At 73.1% G+C, this 21,017-nt stretch carries 13 protein-coding genes and 1 tRNA gene; 10 read left to right on the forward strand and 4 right to left on the reverse strand.

Annotation, left to right across the window (positions count from 1 at the left end; translation table 11 throughout):
- Positions 1-30 precede the first annotated feature (30 nt).
- The 3 genes from STRTU_RS22195 to STRTU_RS22205 all read left to right on the forward strand — a co-directional run bounded on the left by STRTU_RS22195 (position 31) and on the right by STRTU_RS22205 (position 5,147).
- Positions 31-2,613: a HelD family protein gene (locus STRTU_RS22195; protein ID WP_159745478.1), complete on the forward strand. Its 2,583-nt coding sequence runs from the start codon at positions 31-33 to the stop codon at positions 2,611-2,613.
- A 511-nt stretch (positions 2,614-3,124) separates the two neighbouring features.
- Positions 3,125-4,558 (forward strand): NAD-dependent malic enzyme, encoded by a 1,434-nt coding sequence (locus STRTU_RS22200; protein ID WP_159745480.1) that lies wholly within the window; start codon positions 3,125-3,127, stop codon positions 4,556-4,558.
- A 307-nt stretch (positions 4,559-4,865) separates the two neighbouring features.
- Positions 4,866-5,147, forward strand: a complete 282-nt coding sequence (locus STRTU_RS22205) for an HU family DNA-binding protein (RefSeq protein WP_006605312.1) — start codon at positions 4,866-4,868, stop codon at positions 5,145-5,147.
- Positions 5,148-5,603: 456 nt separating this feature from the next.
- On the opposite strand, the gene STRTU_RS22210 is transcribed toward STRTU_RS22205, so the two are convergent.
- Positions 5,604-6,800 (reverse strand): serine hydrolase domain-containing protein, encoded by a 1,197-nt coding sequence (locus tag STRTU_RS22210; protein WP_159745483.1) that lies wholly within the window; start codon positions 6,798-6,800, stop codon positions 5,604-5,606.
- A 480-nt stretch (positions 6,801-7,280) separates the two neighbouring features.
- A complete protein-coding gene (gene murA, locus STRTU_RS22215; protein WP_159745485.1) occupies positions 7,281-8,627 on the reverse strand; it encodes a UDP-N-acetylglucosamine 1-carboxyvinyltransferase in 1,347 nt (448 codons plus the stop codon).
- Between the two features lie 296 nt (positions 8,628-8,923).
- Between murA and STRTU_RS22220 the strand changes: the two genes are divergently transcribed.
- From STRTU_RS22220 to STRTU_RS22245, 6 genes are all read left to right on the forward strand, one after another.
- Positions 8,924-9,595: a YqgE/AlgH family protein gene (locus STRTU_RS22220; protein WP_159745487.1), complete on the forward strand. Its 672-nt coding sequence runs from the start codon at positions 8,924-8,926 to the stop codon at positions 9,593-9,595.
- A gap of 226 nt (positions 9,596-9,821) precedes the next feature.
- On the forward strand, positions 9,822-10,502 hold the full coding sequence (locus STRTU_RS22225) for a hypothetical protein (protein WP_159745489.1): 681 nt from the start codon (positions 9,822-9,824) through the stop codon (positions 10,500-10,502).
- A gap of 118 nt (positions 10,503-10,620) precedes the next feature.
- A complete protein-coding gene (locus tag STRTU_RS22230; RefSeq protein WP_078568732.1) occupies positions 10,621-10,914 on the forward strand; it encodes a DUF3039 domain-containing protein in 294 nt (97 codons plus the stop codon).
- Positions 10,915-11,917: 1,003 nt separating this feature from the next.
- The gene (locus STRTU_RS22235) at positions 11,918-12,814 is read left to right on the forward strand and encodes an FAD binding domain-containing protein (RefSeq protein WP_159745491.1); all 897 of its coding nucleotides are present in this window, start codon (positions 11,918-11,920) and stop codon (positions 12,812-12,814) included.
- A 100-nt stretch (positions 12,815-12,914) separates the two neighbouring features.
- Entirely contained in the window at positions 12,915-15,308 is a 2,394-nt protein-coding gene (locus STRTU_RS22240; protein WP_159745493.1) for a 2Fe-2S iron-sulfur cluster-binding protein, read from the forward strand.
- A gap of 73 nt (positions 15,309-15,381) precedes the next feature.
- The gene (locus tag STRTU_RS22245; RefSeq protein ID WP_159745495.1) at positions 15,382-17,709 is read left to right on the forward strand and encodes a xanthine dehydrogenase family protein molybdopterin-binding subunit; all 2,328 of its coding nucleotides are present in this window, start codon (positions 15,382-15,384) and stop codon (positions 17,707-17,709) included.
- A gap of 362 nt (positions 17,710-18,071) precedes the next feature.
- On the opposite strand, the gene STRTU_RS22250 is transcribed toward STRTU_RS22245, so the two are convergent.
- A tRNA-Cys gene (locus STRTU_RS22250) sits at positions 18,072-18,143 on the reverse strand.
- 171 nt (positions 18,144-18,314) lie between these two features.
- Entirely contained in the window at positions 18,315-19,178 is an 864-nt protein-coding gene (locus STRTU_RS22255; RefSeq protein WP_159745497.1) for an alpha/beta fold hydrolase, read from the reverse strand.
- Positions 19,179-19,367: 189 nt separating this feature from the next.
- Between STRTU_RS22255 and STRTU_RS22260 the strand changes: the two genes are divergently transcribed.
- Entirely contained in the window at positions 19,368-20,882 is a 1,515-nt protein-coding gene (locus STRTU_RS22260) for an MFS transporter (protein WP_159745499.1), read from the forward strand.
- The last annotated feature ends 135 nt before the right edge of the window (positions 20,883-21,017 follow it).

Raw genomic sequence — 21,017 nt, forward strand, 5'->3', positions numbered from 1 at the left:
CTGCCCTACGCACAGGAGAAGGGGGCCTGGGTGGCCGCGCACAACGCCACGCACGCGCCGGATCACGCTTCGGATTCCGTTCGCGACCGTGAGATCGAGGCCGAACAGACGCATCTGGACCGTGTCTACCGGCGCCTTGAGGAGAAGATCCACGAGGCGGAGTTCCTGATGGACGACGCCGCCAAGCGCGGCCAGGTCGGCACGCCCGGCGCGCTCGCCGAGCGCGACGCGCAGGTCTTCCAGGCCGGCGTCCATCTCCACCGTCTGAATTCCGAGTACGAGGACTTCCTCTTCGGCCGGATCGACCTGCTCCTCGGCAAGGACGGCAAGAAGGGCCCGGACGGCGCCTTCACCTCCGTCGAACCCGCCGACGGGGCGATCGAGGACGGCCGCGCCACGATCGCCGAGACGCTGCACATCGGCCGGCTCGGCGTGCTCGACGCGGACTACTCCCCGCTGGTCATCGACTGGCGGGCACCGGCCGCCGCCCCCTTCTACCGGGCCACTCCGGTCGCGCCCGGCCGGGTGGTCCGCCGCCGGGTGATCCGCTCCAAGGGCCGTAAGGTCCTCGGCGTCGAGGACGATCTGATGCGCCCGGAGATCACCGCGACGCTGGACGGCGAGGAGCTGCCCGCGATCGGTGACGGTGCGCTGATGGCCGCGCTGGGCCGGGCCCGCAGCCACACCATGCGGGACATCGTCGCCTCCATCCAGGCCGAGCAGGACAAGGTGATCCGGGCGCCCGCCGCCTCCGTCACCGAGGTCGAGGGCGGTCCCGGCACCGGCAAGACCGCGGTCGCCCTGCACCGCGCCGCCTACCTCCTCTACCAGGACCGCCGCCGCTACGCGGGCGGCATCCTGATCGTCTCCCCGACACCGCTGCTGGTCGCCTACACCGAGGGCGTGCTGCCGTCGCTGGGCGAGGAGGGCCAGGTCGCCATCCGGGCGCTCGGCTCGCTCGTGGACGGCGCCGAGACGACCGCGTACGACTCGCCCGCCGTCGCCCGTATCAAGGGCTCGTCGCGGATGCAGAAGCTGCTGCGCAAGGCGGCCCGGGGTGCGCTGGAGCCGGTGGCGCCGGGTGCCCGGTCCACCGGCCGGAAGGCCGCCAAGGCCGCGGCGAACGGGGACGGGGGCGGGAGCGGGACCGGCGACGGGGACGGCCAGATGTCCCTGGACGGCCTCTTCGGCGCCGCCGGGGACGGCACCGGCCAGGACGCGTCGGCCCACGGCAGCCGGGGCAGACGCACCCCGCCCCCGCCCGCCGCCGGTGCACCCGCCGCCGGTCAGCCCGCCCACCTGCGGGTCGTCGCGTTCGGCGGCCGGATCGAGCTGGACGCCGACGAGCTGCGCGCCATCCGGCAGTCCGCGCTCGGCGGCACCGCGCCGGTCAACCTGCTGCGCCCGCGGGCCCGCCGGCTGATCCTGGACGCCCTGTGGGCCAAGTCCGGTGCCGCGCGCCGCTACACGGACCCCGAACTGGCCGCCGAGGCCCGCGAGGGCTTCGACGAGGACATCACCACCGAGCCCGACTTCCAGGAGTTCCTGGACGCCTGGTGGCCCGAGCTGACTCCGCGCGGTGTACTGGCCGCCATGGCCGACGAGCGCCTCCTGGGCCGCTGGGCGCGCCGTCTCCTCAACCCGCGCGAGGTACGCCAACTGGCGCGCTCGCTCCAGCGGTTGGACGGTGGGGGTACCTCCCATGCCCATAAGGCAATGGGGGACGGCCACGGCCCGCTGTCGGTGCACGATGTCGCCCTGCTGGACGAGCTGCAGATGATCCTCGGCGCCCCGATGCGCCCGGCCCGGCCGCGCGAGGCCGATCCGCTGGACCACCTCACCGGCCTGGAGGAGCTCACGACCTACACCGAGCGCAACGGCGGCGGCCGCAGCCGGCGCGAACGGCTGGACGAGGAGCGCACCGACTACGCCCATGTCATCGTCGACGAGGCGCAGGACCTGACGCCGATGCAGTGGCGGATGGTCGGCCGCCGCGGCCGGCACGCGACCTGGACGGTCGTCGGCGACCCCGCGCAGTCCTCCTGGTCCGACCCGGACGAGGCCGCCATCGCCCGCGACGAGGCGCTCGGCACCCGCCCGCGCCGCCGCTTCACGCTCACCGTGAACTACCGCAACCCCGCCGAGATCGCCGAACTCGCCGCCCGGGTGCTGGCGCTGGCGATGCCCGGTATGCCGTCCCCGAAGGCGGTCCGCTCCACGGGGCTGGAGCCCCGCTTCGCGCTCACCTCGGACGGGGCCGGGTCCGCCGACGACGCCGCCCTGGAGCGTGCCACGGTCGCCGAGGCGGAGCGGCTGCTGGGCGAGGTGGACGGCACGGTCGGCGTCGTCGTGGCCATGAACCGCCGTGCGCAGGCCCGCCGTTGGCTCGCCCCCCTGGGGGACCGGGTGGTGGCGCTGGGCTCCCTGGAGGCCAAGGGGCTGGAGTACGACGCGACGCTGGTGGTCTCCCCGGCCGAGATCGCCGACGAGTCCCCGGCCGGGCTGCGGGTCCTGTATGTGGCGCTGACCCGGGCCACCCAGCAGCTGACCGTGCTGTCAACCGAACGGGACGAACCGGACGCGGCGGGGGTGCCCGATCTGCTGCGGGACTGAGGTGGCCGCCGCCGGTGCCGGCACCCGTTCGGCGGCCCGCGCCGGGCGTGCGCGCCGCCGTCCGAGGGGTCTTGAAATCGGCCCCGTGGGACGGGATTCGCTTCCGGGGATGGTTTGTTAGCCTGGGTGACGGCACCGGCTCGATCCAAGCCCCCGGGCCCAACCATCGTCGCTACGAGCGACCACTTGCCGCGAGGCGAGCATGGCGGGTCGGTGCCGCTAGCTTACGAAGAGGCCCACGTCACCCGGTGACGTGGGCCTCTTCGCTGTGAACTGTCCGATCCTGCGACCTGTTCGCCGTGGCCGGTTTGTTTCGGTCTCCTCGCCGGGCCGCTTGGTCGGCAGCACTTTGTCGCCGCCGCGATATCTCGTATTGTGAAACTCGCTTTCCGAAGTGGTCGCGGCCCGCGAACAAAACGTTCTCAATGCCGGGTGGCTACCGCGTACTCCGCGGTAGGTGCGACGATCGGACGGCAATCCAGCGACACGGTGAAAGCAGAGGAAGTCGGCCATGGCAACGGCGCCCAGCGTCTCCTACTCGATGACGGTCCGGCTGGAGGTGCCCGCGAGCGGAACCGCGGTCTCCCAGCTCACCACGGCCGTCGAGTCCCACGGAGGCTCGGTGACCGGCCTCGACGTCACTGCGTCCGGGCACGAAAAGCTCCGCATCGACGTCACCATCGCGGCGAGCTCCACGGCCCACGCCGACGAGATCGTCTCCCAGCTGCGCACCATCGAGGGCGTCTCGCTCGGCAAGGTCTCCGACCGAACGTTCCTGATGCACCTCGGCGGCAAGATCGAGATGTCGTCGAAGCACCCCATCCGCAACCGTGACGACCTCTCGATGATCTACACCCCCGGTGTCGCCCGGGTCTGCCAGGCCATCGCCGACAACCCCGAGGACGCCCGCCGCCTGACGATCAAGCGCAACAGCGTCGCGGTCGTCACCGACGGCTCCGCCGTCCTCGGCCTCGGCAACATCGGCCCCAAGGCCGCACTGCCCGTCATGGAGGGCAAGGCGGCCCTCTTCAAGCGCTTCGCCGGCATCGACGCCTGGCCGCTGTGCCTGGACACCCAGGACACCGACGCCATCGTGGAGATCGTCAAGGCCATCGCGCCGGGCTTCGCCGGGATCAACCTGGAGGACATCTCCGCCCCCCGCTGCTTCGAGATCGAGGCGCGGCTGCGCGAGGCCCTGGACATCCCGGTCTTCCACGACGACCAGCACGGCACCGCCATCGTGGTGCTCGCCGCGCTCACCAACGCGCTGCGCGTCGTCGACAAGAAGATCGACGACGTCCGGGTCGTGATGTCCGGCGCCGGTGCGGCCGGTACCGCCATCCTCAAACTGCTGATCGCGGCCGGTGTCCGGCACGCCGTCGTCGCCGACATCCACGGCGTGGTGCACGCCGGCCGTACCGACCTGGTCGGCGCCGCCCCCGACTCGCCGCTGCGCTGGATCGCCGACAACACCAACCCCGAGGGCGTCACCGGCACCCTCAAGGAGGCCGTGGTCGGCGCGGACGTCTTCATCGGCGTCTCCGCGCCCAACGTCCTGGGCGGCGAGGACGTCGCGAAGATGGCCGAGGGCGCGATCGTCTTCGCCCTCGCCAACCCCGACCCCGAGGTCGACCCGGCCGTCGCCCGGCAGACCGCCGCCGTCGTGGCCACCGGCCGCTCCGACTTCCCCAACCAGATCAACAACGTCCTGGTGTTCCCGGGCGTCTTCCGTGGGCTCCTGGACGCCCACTCCCGTACGGTGAACACCGAGATGATGCTGGCCGCGGCCGGAGCCCTGGCGGACGTCGTCCTGGAGGACGAGGTCAACCCGAACTACATCATCCCCAGCGTCTTCAACGAGAAGGTCGCGGGCGCGGTGGCCGGAGCCGTCCGGGAGGCCGCGAAGAGCGGCGACCCGGCTGTGACGGCTGCCACGGCGGTCTGAGTACGGCGCGTCGCTGGACACGCCGTCGTTGGGGCCCCCATAGGGTGGCGGGCAGCAAGCGACCGCCGCCCTGTGGGGCCGGCCCGGAGCGGGAATGATACGGAGCGTCACCACTAACGAGGCAGTGGCGCTTTTCGTGTGACCCTCCTGGGTGCCGGATTGGCTTTACCGCCGCAGGTGGGGGCAGGATGCGTAATCGGGCGCGAGGGTCTGGCACCAGACCCGGGTCCGGGGACTGTCCGAGGACCCTGGCAGCATCGGCTTCGATCTCACGCCTCATTGGCAAGAAGAACACGGGAGTACAAACATGAACCGCAGTGAGCTGGTGGCCGCTCTGGCCGATCGCGCCGAGGTGACCCGCAAGGACGCCGACGCCGTTCTGGCCGCCCTCGCCGAGGTGACCGGCGAGGTCGTCGCCAAGGGCGACGAGAAGGTCACCATCCCCGGCTTCCTGACCTTCGAGCGCACCCACCGTGCCGCTCGCACCGCGCGCAACCCGCAGACCGGCGACCCGATCCAGATCCCGGCCGGCTACAGCGTGAAGGTCTCCGCGGGCTCCAAGCTCAAGGAAGCCGCCAAGGGTAAGTAAGACCCTCAGCACGGCATAGCAAAAGGCGGCCATCCCTTCCAGGGGTGGCCGCCTTTCGCGTGCTTGCTTGCGTGCTTGCTCGTCCGGTCCGTCGCCCGGTCCGTCGTCCGGTCTGTGGTCCGGCCTGTCGCGCGGTTTCCGGCCCGGTCTCCGGCGTGGGGTGCGCGGGCTTTGCGCGCGGCGCGGGGGAGAGGGCGGGTGTGCGGGTGCGGTGCGGGCAGCCCGGGGCGACCGCGGGCCCGTCCTGTGCCCGCCAGGCGGCCTGTACCGCCCCGGGCGCGGCCGGGTCAGGTGAGGGGAAGGCCGTCCGTTCCGCGTCCGTCTGAGCGGCCGTCACGGCCGTACGGCGGGGCGGGCGCGAGGCGGGGCGCCCCGCCGCACCGCGACGGGCGACGGCAGCGGCGGCTCCCGTCGCTCCGCGCGACCCGGCCCGCGAGGCCCGGCGGCCCCGTCAGGTCACCGGGGGCCGCCGTCCCGCCCGTCGCACAGCGCGTGGTCGGCCAGGTCGGTGACGCCCCGGATCTGGCGCGCGGCGGTGCCGTGGTCCCCGGGGCGGCTGTGTGCGGAGACGGTGAGGGTGGTCCGCCCGTCCGGGGTCACGGCGGGCCACATCACGTAACCGAACCCGGTGCCGGCGTGCCCCCAGTACCCGCCGCCGCAGGACAGCGGTGTCCAGACGAGGCCGAGTCCGGCGCGGGTGCCCGGGGGGTCGCCGTGGTCGTCGGGGACATCGACCGTCCGCTGCATCTCCGCGAGCTGCGCGGGGGCCAGCAGCTTCCCGCGCAGCAGCGCGCCGAAGAACCTGCCGGTGTCCGCCGCCGTACTGATCATCGAGCCGTCGGCATCCCCGTCGAAGGGGAGGTAGGCGATCGTGGTGTCGGTCATCGGCCCGTCCGGCTCGAACTGCTGGTAGTTGCGGGCGTGCGGGCGCGGCAGGAACGGCCGGTTACCCGGGGTGAGGGTGTGGGTCAGCCGCAGCGGACGCAGAATGCGGCCCTGGACCTCCTGCTCCCAGGAGTGCCCCGTGACCGCCTTGATCACCATGCCGGCGAGGACGTAGTTGGTGTTGGAGTACTCCCAGCGCGCACCGGGGCGGAAGGCGGGCGGGTGCCGCAGGGCCAAGGCGACGCGCTGCTCGGAGGTATGGGCGGTCCAGCGGTGGTGGCGGTATCCGGCCGCGCCACCTTCCGGGACGACGTCCTTGATGTAGTCGGGCAGTCCGCTGGTGTGCCGGAGCAGCTGACCGAGGGTGATCCGGCGGCCGTCGTTGCCGTGGCCACGGACCACGCCCGGCAGCCAGGTGTCCACGGTGTCGGTGAGCGACAGCCGTCCCTCCCCGGCGAGCTGGAGCAGCACGGTCGCGACGAACGTCTTGGTGGTGCTGCCGATCCGCAGGTACCCGTCAGCGGGTACGGGCCGTCCCGTGGCGAGATCTCCGACGCCGCTGCGGACGGTGCGTAACCCCGCGGGTGAATCCCGTCTGGCTGAGACGCCGGTGACTCCGGCGTCCCGTAGAGCGTCGGCGTCCCGTTGCAGACGGGAGGCGGGGGCGGCGGCCGCCGCCGCGGTGCCTGCGGGGAGAAGCGTGGCGAGGAGGGCGACGGAGAGGGTGGCCGCCGTCCGGCGGGCCCTCCGCAGTGGTGTGATCGACATGCGGCCACGGTAGGAGCGGGCAGGTGCCAAGACCATACGGCCTGCCCCAGGTTGGGGGTCGGGTTTTCCACCGTCCCCTGCCCGTACGGCCGTTGTCAGCGGGCGGCCTCGGCGAGCAGGAAGGGGCAGCCGGGCCCCGCCTTCTGTCGGCTTCTGCCCCTTGCCGGGCCGCGACTTCTGTCGGGCCTCCGCCTCTTGCAGCCCCTTGCTGGGCCGGGGCCTGCCGGAGGGGCCTGCCGGGCCGGAGCCTGCCGGGCCCCCGCCCCCGCCCCCTCCCCTCCCCCTTCGGGGGAGGGGAGGGGGCGGGGGAGGGTGTGCGGGTGGGGTGGGGGAGCGGCGGAACGCCGTCGGCCGCTCCCCGGTTGCGGAGCTGCGGAACGCCGCTGGCCGCCACCCGGTCGTGGAGTGGCGGCCAGACGGCTGTCAGCTGGGTCGCGGAGTGACGGAAGCCGTCGGCCCCCACCGCCCCGCCGACACAGCTCAGTTGGGCAGTGCGCCGTTCGGCAGTTCGACGTCGGCGCCGAGTTCCACGAGCTTCTCCATGAAGTTCTCGTAGCCGCGGTTGATCAGGTCGATGCCGTGGACCCGGGACGTGCCCTGGGCCGCCAGTGCCGCGATCAGATACGAGAAGCCGCCGCGCAGGTCGGGGATGACCAGGTCGGAGCCCTGGAGCTTGGTGGGTCCGGAGACGACCGCGGAGTGCAGGAAGTTGCGCTGGCCGAAGCGGCAGGCGCTGCCGCCCAGGCATTCCCGGTAGAGCTGGATGTGCGCGCCCATCTGGTTGAGCGCGGAGGTGAAGCCGAGCCGGGACTCGTAGACCGTCTCGTGCACGATCGACAGGCCCGATGCCTGGGTCAGCGCGACGACCAGCGGCTGCTGCCAGTCCGTCTGGAAGCCGGGGTGGACGTCGGTCTCCAGGGCGATGGCGTTGAGCAGGCCGCCCGGGTGCCAGAAGCGGATGCCCTCGTCCTCGATCTGGAAGGCGCCGCCGACCTTGCGGAAGGTGTTGAGGAAGGTCATCATCGACCGCTGCTGTGCGCCGCGGACGTAGATGTTGCCCTCGGTGGCCAGCGCCGCGGACGCCCAGGAGGCCGCCTCCAGGCGGTCCGGGAGGGCGCGGTGGGTGTAGCCGTCCAGCTTGTCCACACCGGTGATCCGGATCGTCCGGTCGGTGTCCATGGAGATGATCGCGCCCATCTTCTGCAGTACGCAGATGAGGTCCTCGATCTCCGGTTCCACGGCGGCGTTCGACAGCTCGGTGACGCCCTCGGCCAGGACGGCGGTCAGCAGCACCTGCTCGGTCGAGCCGACCGACGGGTACGGCAGCCGGATCTTGGTGCCGCGCAGCCGGTGCGGGGCCTCCAGGTACTGCCCGTCGGCGCGCTTCTCGATCGTCGCGCCGAACTGGCGCAGCACGTCGAAGTGGAAGTCCACGGGCCGGCCGCCGATGTCGCAGCCGCCGAGGCCGGGGATGAAGGCGTGGCCGAGGCGGTGCAGCAGCGGGCCGCAGAACAGGATCGGGATCCGGGAGGAGCCCGCATGCGCATCGATGTCCGCGACGTTGGCGCTCTCGACGTGCGACGGGTCGAGGATCAGCTCGCCCGGCTCGTCACCCGGGCGCACCGTGACGCCGTGCAGCTGCAGCAGCCCGCGCACCACGCGTACGTCGCGGATATCGGGCACGTTGCGCAGTCGGCTGGGGCCGCTCCCGAGGAGGGCGGCGACCATGGCCTTGGGCACAAGGTTCTTCGCGCCGCGAACCCGGATCTCGCCCTCCAGCGGGGTGCCGCCGTGGACAAGCAGTACGTCGTCAGTAGAGACGGTCATGGATCTCGCGTTCCTGGAGACGGGCAGGGGCCAAGCTGAAATGGTAAGGGCGCCGGAGGGGGTGTCCGTAGGCCCGTGCGGGCTTTCGCCATGTAATGGCTTTGTCACAACACGCTCCGCTACGATCAGTCTTTGCTCTGTAATCGCCTTTTGGGGGGATTGCCGGGGAATGTCGCCATTGGACGGCCCGGTGTCGAGGTTGTGCGCCGGTGCTGCCGCCGTACGCCCTGCCCTGCTCTCGCCCCGGTCCGGGCGTTGACTCCCCGCTCCGGGCAGAAGTGCGGGATCATGTGGCCATGACCGAGGTGTCCTCGCTCACAGGGCGGCTACTTGTCGCGACGCCCGCGCTCGCCGATCCGAACTTCGACCGCGCGGTGGTGCTGCTCCTCGACCACGACGAGGAGGGCTCCCTCGGTGTGGTCCTGAACCGCCCCACCCCGGTCGGTGTCGCGGACATCCTCGCACCCTGGGCCGCACTGGCCGGTGAACCAGGGGTGGTCTTCCAGGGCGGACCGGTCTCGCTGGACTCGGCGCTCGGGGTGGCGGTGGTGCCGGGCGGGATGTCCGGCGAGGGCGGGATCCCGTCGGTGGACGGTGGCGCCCGCCCCCATGACGACGGTGCGGAGATGGCCGGTGCACCGGCCACGGACCGGACGGGCGTGCAGTCGGGTGACGAGCCGCTGGGCTGGCGCAGGGTGCACGGCGCGATCGGTCTGGTCGATCTGGAGGCACCTCCGGAACTCCTCGCGGCGGTGCTCGGCAGCCTGCGGATCTTCGCCGGGTACGCGGGCTGGGGGCCGGGCCAGTTGGAGGACGAACTGGTCGAGGGTGCCTGGTACGTCGTCGAGTCCGAGCCCGGGGATGTCTCCTCGCCCGACCCGGAGCAGCTGTGGCGCGCGGTGCTGCGTCGGCAGCGCAATGAGCTGGCCATGGTGGCCACCTACCCGGACGATCCGTCGTTGAACTGAGTCCGTCGCCGAACTGGGCCCGTCGTGGCGCGTTTCGGAGCCGGGTGCGGTGCCCGGTGCGGGGCCTGGTGTGTGGCGGTGCCTGGCGCCAGATTTTGTTGACGACTTGATTATTGTGACGGCTCGGTCATGGGGCATTGTCGGTCCCCGTCGCTATGGTGCGGGATGACAGGGGACGGTGCGCGGCCGCGTCGGCGGGGCCGTGCTGGACAAACGGGGAGAGGCCATGCACAGGCCGAGCGTGCCCGAGGATCTGGACCACCCGGAGCGCCTGTGGGCGCGTGCCGCGACGCTGGCCGTCGTGGCGGCCGCCGTGGACGACGGGGACGAATTCTCCTGGAGCGACCAGGGATTGCAGTGCTGGAACGTCGGCGGAAGCTACTGGTGGCGGCTGAAGATGTTCGAGGGCGGCCGGGCCCTGCTGTGCGGACAGGACTCCGACGGCAGTCACACGCACAGCGGAGGCCGGCAGATCGACTTCCTGGCCGGCGGCCCCGCGTGGCTGCCCTGGGAGGAGCTGCGGGAGGACGCCGCCGGCAATCTCTTCGGCTTCGTCTACTGGTGGCAGGACGGCGCCTGGGCCCGCGCCCCGTATCCCGAGAAGATGCCGGACGACGGCCTGGAGACGGCCATGAGCTGGGTCGCGCCCGGTGACGACGCGGTCAGGGACATCGCCGAGGACCTGGTGGCCCGCACCGAGACCGAGGTCGATGCCCTCGGGGTGGTGCGCGCCTTCCTCGCCGCCGCCGAGGCCCGCACGGTCGGCGCACCGGACATCGCCACCCTGCTCGACACGGTCTGCGGCCAGGACACCTGGTACGAGGTCCGGCCGGACGCCGCCCTGGCGTTCGCCACGGAACTGGGCCTGACGGCCGGGGCGCGGGGAGGGATGGCGGTGGCTTCGTAGCGGCCTCGGGGGACCGCTGCCCGGGGTCGCCGCCGGGGGGCGGCCGCCGGTCCGGCGCTCCACCTGGTGGCGGGCCGACGCTCCCGGGTTGCGGCGCGCGTGAGTACCCTTGGCTGTTATGAGCACTGTTGAGCCCGAGCGCGGGGCAGGTACGGGGACCCTCGTAGAGCCGACACCGCAGGTGTCGCACGGCGACGGCGACCACGAGCGCTTCGCCCATTACGTCCAGAAAGACAAGATCATGGCGAGCGCGCTCGACGGTACCCCCGTCGTGGCGCTGTGCGGCAAGGTCTGGGTTCCGGGTCGTGACCCGAAGAAGTACCCGGTCTGCCCCATGTGCAAGGAGATCTTCGAGTCCATGGGCGCCGGTGGCGACAAGGACAAGGGCGGCAAGGACGGCGGCAAGAAGTAGCCGCTGCGGGCCGTCCCCGCCGGGCCGGTCCCGCCCGTCCGCTCGCGCGTGCGCACGGCTGTACGAGCCCGCCGTACGCGCCGCCCATGGGCACAGCAGGGTCAGCGTGCACAGCAGAGCCAGCGAGCCGCAGGACACCGCCGTCGTCCTGCGATGACGGCACCCCGCCTCGGGTACGGGCCCGGATCCCTCGTGGACCGGGCCCGATCGCGTGCCCGGCCGCCTGCCCGGCCCCGCTTCCGGGTGAAACGGGGGCGCGGTCCGTCGCCGCTCCGGACCGGGTGAACGGACGGCGTGGGGGATGCCCGGCGCACAACCGCCCGTAACCGTCCCGGAATTGCGCGGCCCGCGTCACCCCCGCCACCTCTGTCCGCCGGTCATCCCCGCCCGCCACCACGGCACTTCATAGCCGAGGGCTCCCGCCCGTCGCCCCCCACCGCCCTGCCTGACGTGCCGTGCACGGCCCCTTGTGCTGTCGCGTCTTGTGCTGTCTCCTCCTGGCGCGCGGCTACGCGGGCGGTATCGCAGCCGCGAAATCCGGCCAAGACGTGGTCATCTGCCCTGAACAGCAGGTGTATCCGGACCACCGTCAGCACCCCTCCTTCGGCAGAAACGCCCCGGGGTGCTCGGACGCCCGATCGACGGGGCGCCCCCAAACGTGTGAGCCCGTAGGCAAGGAAGGCGCCCGTGCGGCCGGACCCTGGGACGGTGGTGCCGTACGGCGGTTCCCCCGCATCACCGTGCCGCACCACCGCCGCACACGCCGGGGTGCGCCCCACCGGACGCACCCGACGGACGCCTCCGCCGACGCACCGCACCGTAGTTCCGCACCGTCGGCGGCGGCCGGAACCGGACCAGCAGCCTGTTCGGGGACGGATCGTCGCTTCGTGGACCCTCGCGCCGGGGGTCCGGGAAGATGTGCCAGAGTTGCCACGTCCGGGCTGGGAGCACGTACCGTACGGCGGAGCGGAACTGCCGGGACACCGGGGAAGGGGCAGCTGGCTTGACCACGCACGCACCGCACGCGTCGCACACGGTGACGTTGCCGGACTCGCTCGACGAGGCGGTGGCGGCGCTCACCGCCATGCCCGCCGCCGTGCCCGTCGCGGGCGGCACCGATCTCATGGCGGCGGTCAACGCCGGACTCCTCAGACCCGCAGCCCTGGTGGGCCTCGGCAAGATCAGCGAGATCCGGGGCTGGCAGTACCTGGACGGCCATGCGCTGCTCGGCGCCGGTCTCACCCTCGCCCGTATGGGCCGCCCCGACTTCGCCGCCCTGATTCCCGGACTGGCCGCCGCCGCCCGTGCGGCCGGTCCGCCGCAGGTCCGCAACGCCGGCACCCTTGGCGGCAACATCGTGACCTCCGCCCCTACGGGCGACACCCTCCCGGTGCTCGCCGCCCTGGAAGCCACGGTGATCATCGCCGGCCCCGGGGGCGGCCGCCGGGAGATCCCGGTCAGTCATCTGCTGGCCGGCCGCGAGATGCTCGGCCCCGGTGAACTCGTCGGCTTCGTACGGGTGCCGCTGCTGCACGCCCCGCAGGCCTTCCTCAAGGCGACCGGCCGCACCGGCCCCGGCCGCGCCACCGCCTCGGTGGCGCTCGTCCTGGACCCGGCCAGGCGCGGTGTGCGCTGCGCGGTGGGCGCGGTTGCCGCGATGCCGCTGCGCCCCCTGGAGGCCGAGCAGTGGGTCGCCTCGCTCATCGACTGGGACGGCGAACGCGGCCTGGTGCCCGAGGCGCTGACCGCTTTTGGTGACTATGTCGCCGCCGCCTGCATCCCGGACCCGGCGCCGCCCGAGGACGGTTCGGAACCGGCCACCCTGCCGCCCGCCGCACTGCACCTTCGCCGTACGGTGGCAGCCTTGGCCCGCCGCGCACTCGGGAGGGCGCTCTCATGAGCGAGTCCGGTGTGGGGGGCGCCCCGGTCAGAGACCGGTGGACCGTCATCGAAAGGTGCGCGCCTCGCGAATGCGAGGCCGAGCGAAGTGAGGGCTCGGCATGAGCGACGCAGACAACCGCCATCCGTACCAGCCGCACCCCGACCAGGGTTGGCAGCCGCTGCCGCAGGGCGGCGAGTACGAGTCGGAGGCGACCGCCTTCGTGCAGCTCCCGGAGGGCTTCACCGCCGGGGCCTACGGCGGTGGATCGCCCCGCTACAACACCCCAGGCCCCGAGCCGCTCGCCGCACCCGGCCATGGCTACACCCCGCCGTCCTCCTTCGGCGCGCACCCCGCCACCCCGCCGGCCGCGGACACGGGCACCGACCCGTCGTCCACCGGCCAGTGGACGATGCCCTTCGCCGACCCCTCAGCCGGTTACGCGGACCCGACCGCCGGATACCCGGCCCAGACGGGGCACGCCCCGCACCACGACCCCTCCGCGGCCTACGGGGGCGGCGCGCCCGAGGCGGCCCAGCCGTGGGGCGGCGACACCGTGGAGTGGCCCGTGGCGGGCAGCCCGGAGGCGGGCGCCGCCGGCTCCTGGTCGGTCCCCGCGGCGGACGACGGCCTGGAGGAATCCGGCGAGTACCTGGTCGGCGAGGACGGTCTGACGGGCCATACGGGACATGCGGGCGGCCACCCGGGCCTCCCCGGCCATTCCGGCCATCCGGGGCATCCGGGCCACACGGGGCACGATGTCGCCGCCGGTTACCACGGTGGCGGATACCCGGGCGCCGGTGCGTACGGCGACGCCGGGACCACGGCGGACACGGGCGAGGCCGCCCGGACCGGGCACTGGAACTTCACCGCCGGACTCAGCGCCACGAGCGCCCCCGAAACGCACCCCGGGGAGCCGCAGGAGTCCACGCACGGCGGAGCGGTGCACGACCCCTTCGGCGGCCCCGCAGGCGACCCGTACGCGCACCACGGCGGTCTCCCGGGGCACGGCACCGGGCCGGGCGCCGAACGGCCCGGAGACGGCGGTCTGTCGGCCGCAGAACCGGGCGGTCCGTCGGTCGGCGACCCGTACGCCACGGGCGCGGGCGGCCGGAACCCCGCGGCCGGCGACGCGACCGGACACTGGTCGCTGCCCGCCGACGCGCTCGCCCAGTGGCCGCCGGCGGCCCCGGAGACGGCGCAGCCGTCGCACGACGCGGTGCAGCACGCGCAGGACATGGCGCCGCACCCGCACGACGTGGCGCAGCACCAGCAGGGCACGGTGCCGCACCCGCAGGACACGGTGCCGCACCCGCGGGAGTCGGCGGACCGTCCCGAGGGGGCGGTGGACGCGACGGGCGGGGGCGGCTGGGCGATCCCGGTGGCCGAGGGTGAACGCCACGAGCACTCGGGCGAGTTCGCGGTCTCCGGCGATGCGGCCGGGCCGCCTGCCTCGCCTGTCTCGCCTGCCGTCCAGGAGGCCGAGGGGACGGCGGACGCTCCGTCGGGGGACGTGGAGTCCGGTGCGCAGACGGAGCGTGGCGAGTCCGGGGAGCCTGGCGAGCCCGCGCACCGTACTGGTCCTGCCGATCCGGTTGACGCCAGTGGGGAGCGCGCGGGCGAGAGCGGGGAGCCGCGCGAGGCCGTAGCTGACGGTGCCGGATTCCCCGACGCCGCCCGTCTCCCCGGCGACGCCGAGCACACCGCTGACGGCCGCCGCGCCGCCACCGAGGAGCCCACGAAGGCCGGGGAGCCCACAGGGACCGCGGAGCCCACGGCAGCCGACGCGGGCGCCGAGGACCCCGCCGGCCTCGTCGAGGGGCTCGCCGCCGCCACGCAGCTCTCCGACATCGCGGCCGATCCCGGCGCCGACGGCCACGGTGACCACGACGAACACCCCGCCGCCTCCTACGTGCTACGCGTGAACGGCATCGACCGGCCGGTCACCGACGCCTGGATCGGCGAGTCGCTGCTCTATGTGCTGCGCGAGCGCCTCGGTTTGGCCGGGGCCAAGGACGGCTGCTCGCAGGGTGAGTGCGGGGCCTGTTCCGTCCAGGTGGACGGCCGGCTGGTGGCGTCCTGCCTGGTGCCCGCGGCCACCACTGCGGGCAGCGAGGTCCGTACCGTCGAGGGGCTCGCGGAGAACGGTGTGCCCTCCGACGTGCAGCGCGCGCTCGCCGCGTCCGGGGCGGTGCAGTGCGGCTTCTGCGTACCGGGGATGGCGATGACCGTCCACGACCTCCTGGAGGGCAACCACGCCCCCAGCGAGCTGGAGACCCGCAAGGCGCTGTGCGGCAACCTCTGCCGCTGCTCCGGATACCGGGGCGTACTGGACGCCGTCGACGAGGTCGTCAAGGCCCGTGCGGAGGCCGCCGAGAACGGCTATGCGCCCGCGGACGAAGCGGACGGCACGGCGCCCGCGGACACCGCCCGTATTCCCCACCAGGCGGGCCCCGCCGACGAGACGGGCCACGCCCCGCACGACCAGGACCGGCACACGGGAGGCTCCGCATGAGCGGGCGCGGCGAGCGAAACGGCGAGAGGTGCGCGCCGAGCGGATGCGAGGCCGGGCGAAACGAGGTTTCGGCATGAACGGCACGTCCGACGGCGCGGGCGCCGTCACCGCGACCCCCGCGGCGGGCGTCCAGATCCCCGAGGAGCCGCCGCACGGCCTGGGCGTCTCGCTGCCCCCCGCCGACGCGCCGGCCAAGACCGAGGGCACCTTCCCGTACGCCGCCGACCTGTGGGCCGAAGGGCTGCTGTGGGCCGCGGTGCTGCGCTCGCCGCACCCGCGCGCGCGGATCCGGTCCATCGACACCCGGCAGGCGGTGGAGATGCCGGGCGTACGCGCCGTCGTCACGCATGAGGACGTCCCCGGTGACGCCGGGCACGGCCGGGGCACCGCCGACCGCCCGGTGTTCGCCAAGGACGAGGTCCGCCACCACGGTGAGCCGATCGCCGCGGTGGCCGCCGAGCACCCCGACACGGCACGGCTGGCGGCCGCCGCGATCGCCGTCGAGTACGAGATCCTCGACGCCGTCACCGACCCCCAACTGGCCTTCGAGGCAGAGCCGCTGCACCCGGACGGCAACCTCATCCGGCACATCCCGCTCCGCTTCGGCGACGCCGAGGCCGTTGGAGAGGTGATGGTCGAGGGGCTCTACCGGATCGGCCGGCAGGACCCGGCGCCCATCGGGGCCGAGGCCGGGCTCGCGGTGCCGCGCCCCGATGGCGGCGTGGAGATCTACACCGCCTCCACGGACCCGCACACCGACCGCGATCTGGCCGCCGCCTCCTTCGGCCTCGAACCGGAGCAGGTCAAGGTCGTGGTGACCGGCGTACCCGGCGCCACCGCCGACCGCGAGGACCCCGGCATCCAGCTCTCGCTCGGCCTGCTGGCGCTGCGTACGGGCTGCCCCGTCAAGCTCGCCGCGACCCGCGAGGAGTCCTTCCTCTCGCACGCCCACCGCCACCCCACGCTGCTGCGCTACCGCCACCACGCGGACGCCGACGGCAAGTTGGTGAAGGTGGAGGCGCAGATCCTCATGGACGCCGGTGCCTACGCCGACACCTCGGCCGATGCGCTGGCCGCCGCTGTCTCGTTCTCCTGCGGCCCGTACGTCGTCCCGCACGCCGTCGTCGACGGCTGGGCGGTACGCACCAACAACCCGCCGTCCGGCCATGTGCGCGGCGAGGGCGCGATGCAGGTCTGCGCCGCCTACGAGGGCCAGATGGACAAGCTGGCCGCCCAGTTGGGCCTGGAGCCCGATGAGCTGCGGATGCGCAATGTGATGGCCACCGGCGATCTGCTCCCCACGGGGCAGACCGTGACCTGCCCCGCCCCGGTTGCCGAACTCCTGGACGCCGTCAAGGAAGCGCCGCTTCCCGAGCTGCCCAAGGACGCGCCCGAAGCGGAATGGCTGCTGCCGGGCGGGCCCGAGGGGGCGGGCGAACCGGGCGCGGTACGCCGCGGCGTCGGCTACGGCCTGGGCATGGTGCACATGCTCGGCGCGGAGGGCGCCGACGAGGTCTCCACCGCGACCGTCAAGGTCAGCGGCTCGGTCGCCACCGTCATCTGCGCCGCCGTCGAGACCGGCTCCGGATTCTCCACCCTGGCGCGGCAGATCGTGCAGGAGACGCTCGGCGTCGAGGAAGTGCATGTCGCCGGTGTCGACACCGACCAGCCGCCGGCCGGCCCGGCCTGCCACGGGCGGCACACCTGGGTGTCCGGCGGCGCCGTCGAGCGCGCCGCCAAGATGGTCCGTACGCAGCTTCTCCAGCCGCTGGCCCACAAGTTCGGGATGTCCACCGAGCTGCTCCAGATCAACGACGGCAAGATCACCTCCTACGACGGGGTGCTCAGCACCACGGTCGCCGAGGCGCTGGACGGCAAGGAACTCTGGGCCACCGCCCAGTGCCGGCCGCATCCGACCGAGCCGCTGGACGAGGGCGGCCAGGGCGATGCGTTCGTCGGCCTCGCCTTCTGCGCGATCCGCTGCGTCGCCGATGTCGACATCGAGCTCGGCACCATCCGGGTCGTGGAGATGACCGTCGCCCAGGATGTGGGCCGGGTGCTCAACCCCCGCCAGCTACGGGCCCGTATCGAGGCCGGCGTCACCCAGGGCATGGGCGCGGCCCTGATGGAGAACCTGCGCACCACCCGCGGCCAGGTCCGCCACCCCGACCTGACCGGCTACGCGCTGCCGACCGCCCTGGACGCCCCGGAGATCCGCATCGTCAAACTGGTCGAGGAGCGCGATGTGGTCGCCCCCTTCGGCGCCAAGCCCGCCAGCGCGGTCCCGGTAGTCACCGCCCCCGCCGCCGTGGCCTCCGCGGTCCGCGCCGCCACCGGCCGCCCCATCGGCCGCCTCCCCATCCGCCCACAGGCAGCGGTGGCACAGGTGGTGCAGCAGTAGTTCCGGGGCTGTTCGCTGCTCGCCCCTGGGTTTTTCCCCGCCGCCCACCCGCTGCATAGGTTTTTCCCCGCCGCCCACCCCCCTTCGGGGGGTGGGCGGGTGTATGTGGACCCGGATACTTCCGCGAACGTCGCCGTACGACCGTGAATGAGACCGCCGTACGACCGTGAACGAGACGGAAACTGAGACACGGGTCGAACCTTCGTCATCGACCTGGGATGACTTCCCGAAGCCGGAGTTTCCCGCGGAGACACAGGTGCGGGCCGGTGACTGCGTGGCCTGGGTATGCCACCTGAGACGAGAGGACGAAGGGGCGGCACCTCGGGGTGCCGCCCCTTTCTTTTGCCTGGTGAAGGCACTAGAGGCCGTGGCGGGATTCGAACCCGCGTTGCTCGCTTTGCAGGCGAGTCCCTGGGCCACTCGGGTACACGGCCGGGGTGTGGTGCTGCAACGAGCGTATGGCGCGGGGTGGGGTGGGCGGCAAGGGTGGGGGGTGGGGTGCCATGGGGCTGTAATACGGGGCAATGTGGAGTCACGCGCGGCAACGCGCGGCAACGCGCGGAAACGTGGGGCAATGTGGGGTTTATGGGAGCGGTTCGGGGTCTTCAGGCTGCGTGGAGGAAGTTTTCCACCAGTGGGCAGAACAGGGTTGGTTCGTCGACCCAGGGGTAGTGGCCCGCGCCGTGCAGGGGGTGTACCTGGGCGTTCGGGAAGGATGTGGATACCAGTTCGCCTGCGCGCATGCCGGTTACTGCGTCCCGGTCGCCGGTCACCACCAGTACGGGGCAGGGCACCTCGCGCAGACCGGCCAGCAGGGCCAGCCGCAGTTGTTCGTCCACGCCCTGCCAGAAGCCGGCCCGCGGCACCGGGCCCAACTGTTCGCCCTCCGTGGCCGCATGGGCCCGCTGGGGCTCGTCCCAGTGCCCGTAGGCGAGTGGCGCCGCGGCGTACAGCAGCTCGCGTACCTCGCTCAGCTCGGTCGCCTCGGTCAGCTGTTGGAGCGCCGCCGAGGCCGCCGGCCACCACTCCTCGTGGCTGCGGGCCTCGAAGATCTCCCGTGCGTCGTCCGGGAGTTCGCCCTGCAGCCGGGAGCCGGGGCAGACCAGCACCAGCCGGGTCAGCCGCTGCGGATACCCCGCCGCGTACGCCTGCGCGACCGCGGCCCCCGCGTCGTGCGCGAGCAGCGCGAACCGCTCCAGGCCCAGATGTGCGCGGAGCGCCTCCAGATCCTCGGCGAGCTGCGGGAAGGCGTAGCGGGCCGGGTCGGCGGCGGCAGGGGAGTCGCCGGTGCCGCGGCTGTCGGGAATGATCAGCTGCCGGTGCGCGGCCAGGCCGCCTAGGTCACCCAGATACGCGGCGTCCCGCCCGGGTCCGCCGGCCAGGCACACCAGGGGCGGCAGCGGGGAGTCGGCCGGTCCGAGCACGCGGTAGTGGAGCTCGGCGTCGTCGTACGTGTGGAAGGTGGGCATACGGACAGCTTGCCCGACGTGTGGGGATGAGGGTGGGGTGACGTGGTTTGGGCGGGCGGGCGGGCGCAGGCGCTTCGGGCGGGGCGGGCGAGGCGGGTTCGGGCGGGCCGGTGGCGTAGGACCGGCGACCGACCCGATCCCCGTCCACAGCCAGGGGCGCCGCCGCTGTTTGGCCCTTACGCTGGCCCGATGACCGCTGACGGCCCGCACGACCACGGCATCGGTACCGACGACGGCGCCCCGCCCGGCGCGGAGTCCACCGCCACCGCCGCACATCCCGCCCCGCTCGCCGACGACCGCGGCGGGCAGGGCGGCGGCATCCTCGGCCGGGCCTATCGTGCGCTCACGTTCGGCATCATTTCCGTCGTCTCGCTCATCGCGTTCGAGGCGAGTGCCGTGAATACCGCGATGCCTGCTGCCGCGCGTGCGCTGGATGGCATCGGGCTGTACGCCTTTGGCTTCTCCGCGTTCTTCACGGCGAGTTTGTTCGCGATGGCGCTCGCGGGGGAGTGGAGCGACCAGCGCGGGCCGCTGGGGCCGTTGTTCTCCGGGATAGCCGCGTTCGGGGCGGGGCTGCTGATCGCGGCCGATGCCGGGAGCATGGGGAAGTTCATCGTGGGCCGCGGGGTGCAGGGCGTCGGCGGTGGGCTGGTGGTGGTGGCGCTCTATGTGGTCGTCGGGCGCGCGTATCCCGAGCGGCTGCGTCCGTCGATCATGGCGTCGTTCTCGGCGGCCTGGGTGCTGCCGGTGATCGTCGGTCCGCTGGTCGCCGGGACCGTCACCGAACAGTTCGGCTGGCGCTGGGTCTTCCTCGCCATACCCGTCCTGATACTGCCGCCGCTCGTGGTGATGCTGCCCGCGCTGCGCAAGCTGCCGCGGAACCGGCCGGGCCCGTCGGGCGGCGTGCGGCAGGTGCTGGGCAGCCGGCGCTGTCTGCTCGCGCTGGCCGTCGCGGTGGGCGCCTGCCTGCTGCAGTACGCGGGCCAGCACCCGTCCTGGTCCGCGCTGTTGCCCGCCGCCGTCGGACTGGCCCTGCTGGCGCCCGCCATCGTGCGGCTGCTGCCCCGCGGTACGTTCCGGGCGGCGCGCGGACTGCCGAGCGTGGTGCTGCTGCGCGGACTGGCCGCCGGGGCGCTGGTCGCCGCCGAGAGCTTCATCCCGCTGATGCTGGTCACCCAGCGCGGACTGTCCGCCACCCTCGCCGGGCTCTCGCTCACCGGCGGCGGGCTGACCTGGGCGCTCGGCTCGTACGTGCAGACCCGGCCGCGGCTGGAGCCGTACCGGGAGCGGCTGATGGGCCTGGGCATGGTGCTACTGGCGGTGGCCATCGCGCTGGTGCCGCTGGCCCTGATCGACGAGGTGCCGGTCGGGATCGTCGCGGCGGCCTGGACGCTCGGCGGCTTCGGCATGGGCCTGAACATCTCCAGCGCCGGCGTCCTGCTGCTGAAGCTGTCCCGCCCCGAGGAGGCGGGCAGCAACTCCGCGTCCCTGCAGATGTCGGACGCCCTGGGCAATGTGACGTTCGTCGGGCTCGGTGGTGTGCTGTTCGTCGCGTTCGGCGGCGGGTCGATCGCGACCCACTCGGCCCCCACGGTCGTCGGCGCGGCCACGGCGAGCAATCCGGCGGCCTTCGTCGCCGTATTCGCGACGATGACGGCGGTCGCACTGGGCGCCGGAGCGGTTGCGGCGTACCGCCTTAAGTAGCCCCACGTTTTCGGCTTTCCCGCCGTGGGTGTTGCTCGCCGTCTGTTGCCCGCTTCGCGGTGCACCCGCCGTTGCTCCCCCACTGCCTGAAGGGCGTGGGAGGTACCCCCAGCGGCGGGCGGTGCCGCTGCGCGG

It is taken from the genome of Streptomyces tubercidicus (genome assembly GCF_027497495.1).
In the GTDB taxonomy this organism is placed as follows: domain Bacteria; phylum Actinomycetota; class Actinomycetes; order Streptomycetales; family Streptomycetaceae; genus Streptomyces; species Streptomyces tubercidicus.